Raw genomic sequence first — 3,033 nt, forward strand, 5'->3', positions numbered from 1 at the left:
CATTGATTGTTTCAAACATTTTGGTTAAGTCCTCGATCGATTAGTATTCGTCAGCTCCATGTGTCACCACACTTCCACCTCGAACCTATCTACCTCATCGTCTTTGAGGGATCTTACTTACTTGCGTAATGGGAAATCTCATCTTGAGGGGGGCTTCATGCTTAGATGCTTTCAGCACTTATCCCGTCCACACATAGCTACCCAGCGATGCCTTTGGCAAGACAACTGGTACACCAGCGGTGTGTCCATCCCGGTCCTCTCGTACTAAGGACAGCTCCTCTCAAATTTCCTACGCCCACGACGGATAGGGACCGAACTGTCTCACGACGTTCTGAACCCAGCTCGCGTACCGCTTTAATGGGCGAACAGCCCAACCCTTGGGACCGACTACAGCCCCAGGATGCGATGAGCCGACATCGAGGTGCCAAACCTCCCCGTCGATGTGGACTCTTGGGGGAGATAAGCCTGTTATCCCCGGGGTAGCTTTTATCCGTTGAGCGATGGCCCTTCCATGCGGAACCACCGGATCACTAAGCCCGTCTTTCGACCCTGCTCGACTTGTAGGTCTCGCAGTCAAGCTCCCTTGTGCCTTTACACTCTACGAATGATTTCCAACCATTCTGAGGGAACCTTTGGGCGCCTCCGTTACCTTTTAGGAGGCGACCGCCCCAGTCAAACTGTCCGCCTGACACTGTCTCCTACCCCGCTAAGGGGCATGGGTTAGAATTTCAATACAACCAGGGTAGTATCCCACCGACGCCTCCTTCGAAGCTGGCGCTCCGAGATCTCTGGCTCCTACCTATCCTGTACAAGTTGTACCAAAATTCAATATCAGGCTACAGTAAAGCTCCACGGGGTCTTTCCGTCCTGTCGCGGGTAACCTGCATCTTCACAGGTACTATAATTTCACCGAGTCTCTCGTTGAGACAGTGCCCAGATCGTTACGCCTTTCGTGCGGGTCGGAACTTACCCGACAAGGAATTTCGCTACCTTAGGACCGTTATAGTTACGGCCGCCGTTTACTGGGGCTTCAATTCGCAGCTTCGCTTGCGCTAACCACTCCTCTTAACCTTCCAGCACCGGGCAGGCGTCAGCCCCTATACGTCACCTTACGGTTTTGCAGAGACCTGTGTTTTTGCTAAACAGTCGCCTGGGCCTATTCACTGCGGCTCTCATGCGCTTGCACGCTCAAGAGCACCCCTTCTCCCGAAGTTACGGGGTCATTTTGCCGAGTTCCTTAACGAGAGTTCTCTCGCACACCTTAGGATTCTCTCCTCGACTACCTGTGTCGGTTTGCGGTACGGGCACCTCTCACCTCGATAGAGGCTTTTCTTGGCAGTGTGAAATCAGGAACTTCGTCCTTAAAGGACTCGCCATCACAGCTCAACGTTACAGTGTGCGGATTTGCCTACACACACGCCTTACTGCTTGGACGCGCACAACCAACGGCGCGCTTACCCTATCCTACTGCGTCCCCCCATTTCTCAAACGGTGAGGAGGTGGTACAGGAATATCAACCTGTTGTCCATCGCCTACGCCTATCGGCCTCGGCTTAGGTCCCGACTAACCCTGAGCGGACGAGCCTTCCTCAGGAAACCTTAGTCATACGGTGGACGGGATTCTCACCCGTCTTTCGCTACTCATACCGGCATTCTCACTTCTAAGCGCTCCACCAGTCCTTCCGGTCTGACTTCAACGCACTTAGAACGCTCTCCTACCACTGACATCATAGATGTCAATCCACAGCTTCGGTGAATCGTTTAGCCCCGATACATTTTCGGCGCAGCGTCACTCGACCAGTGAGCTATTACGCACTCTTTAAATGATGGCTGCTTCTAAGCCAACATCCTGGTTGTCTGTGCAACGCCACATCCTTTTCCACTTAACGATTACTTTGGGACCTTAGCTGGTGGTCTGGGCTGTTTCCCTTTTGACTACGGATCTTATCACTCGCAGTCTGACTCCCGTGTATAAATATCTGGCATTCGGAGTTTGTCTGAATTCGGTAAACCGGGATGGCCCCCTAGTCCAAACAGTGCTCTACCTCCAGTATTCTCATCACGAGGCTAGCCCTAAAGCTATTTCGGAGAGAACCAGCTATCTCCAGGTTCGATTGGAATTTCTCCGCTACCCACACCTCATCCCCGCACTTTTCAACGTGCGTGGGTTCGGGCCTCCAGTAAGTGTTACCTTACCTTCACCCTGGACATGGGTAGATCACCTGGTTTCGGGTCTACGACCACGTACTAATTCGCCCTATTCAGACTCGCTTTCGCTGCGGCTCCGTCTTCTAAAACTTAACCTCGCACGTAATCGTAACTCGCCGGTTCATTCTACAAAAGGCACGCTATCACCCATTAACGGGCTCTAACTACTTGTAGGCACACGGTTTCAGGATCTATTTCACTCCCCTTCCGGGGTGCTTTTCACCTTTCCCTCACGGTACTGGTTCACTATCGGTCACTAGGTAGTATTTAGCCTTGGGAGATGGTCCTCCCAGATTCCGACGGAATTTCACGTGTTCCGCCGTACTCAGGATCCACTCAGGAGGGAATGAACTTTCGACTACAGGGCTTTTACCTGCTCTGGCGGACCTTTCCAAGTCGCTTCATCTAACTCATTCTTTTGTAACTCCGTATTGAGTGTCCTACAACCCCAAGAGGCAAGCCTCTTGGTTTGGGCTCTTCCCGTTTCGCTCGCCGCTACTCAGGGAATCGATTTTTCTTTCTCTTCCTCCAGGTACTTAGATGTTTCAGTTCCCTGGGTCTGCCTTCAAGACGCTATGTATTCACGTCAAGATACTACGCGATTAAACGTAGTGGGTTCCCCCATTCGGAAATCTCCGGATCAAAGCTCACTTACAGCTCCCCGAAGCATATCGGTGTTAGTGCCGTCCTTCTTCGGCTCCTAGTGCCAAGGCATTCGCCGTGCGCCCTTAATAACTTAACCAAAGTTATTAAGCCTAAAAAACTTAAAAAAATAAATGTGTTTGTTACTATATCAATGTCGTTTTATCCAGTTTTCAAAGAACAA

The 3,033-nt window shown here is 51.3% G+C and carries 1 rRNA gene; it reads right to left on the reverse strand.

The annotated features are described in order from the left end of the window. Positions 1–20: 20 nt before the first annotated feature. A 23S ribosomal RNA gene (locus tag ACOMCU_RS27845) occupies positions 21–2,949 on the reverse strand. Between the last annotated feature and the right edge of the window lie 84 nt (positions 2,950–3,033).

This window comes from Lysinibacillus sp. UGB7 (assembly GCF_049058285.1).
Lineage (GTDB): Bacteria > Bacillota > Bacilli > Bacillales_A > Planococcaceae > Lysinibacillus > Lysinibacillus sphaericus_B.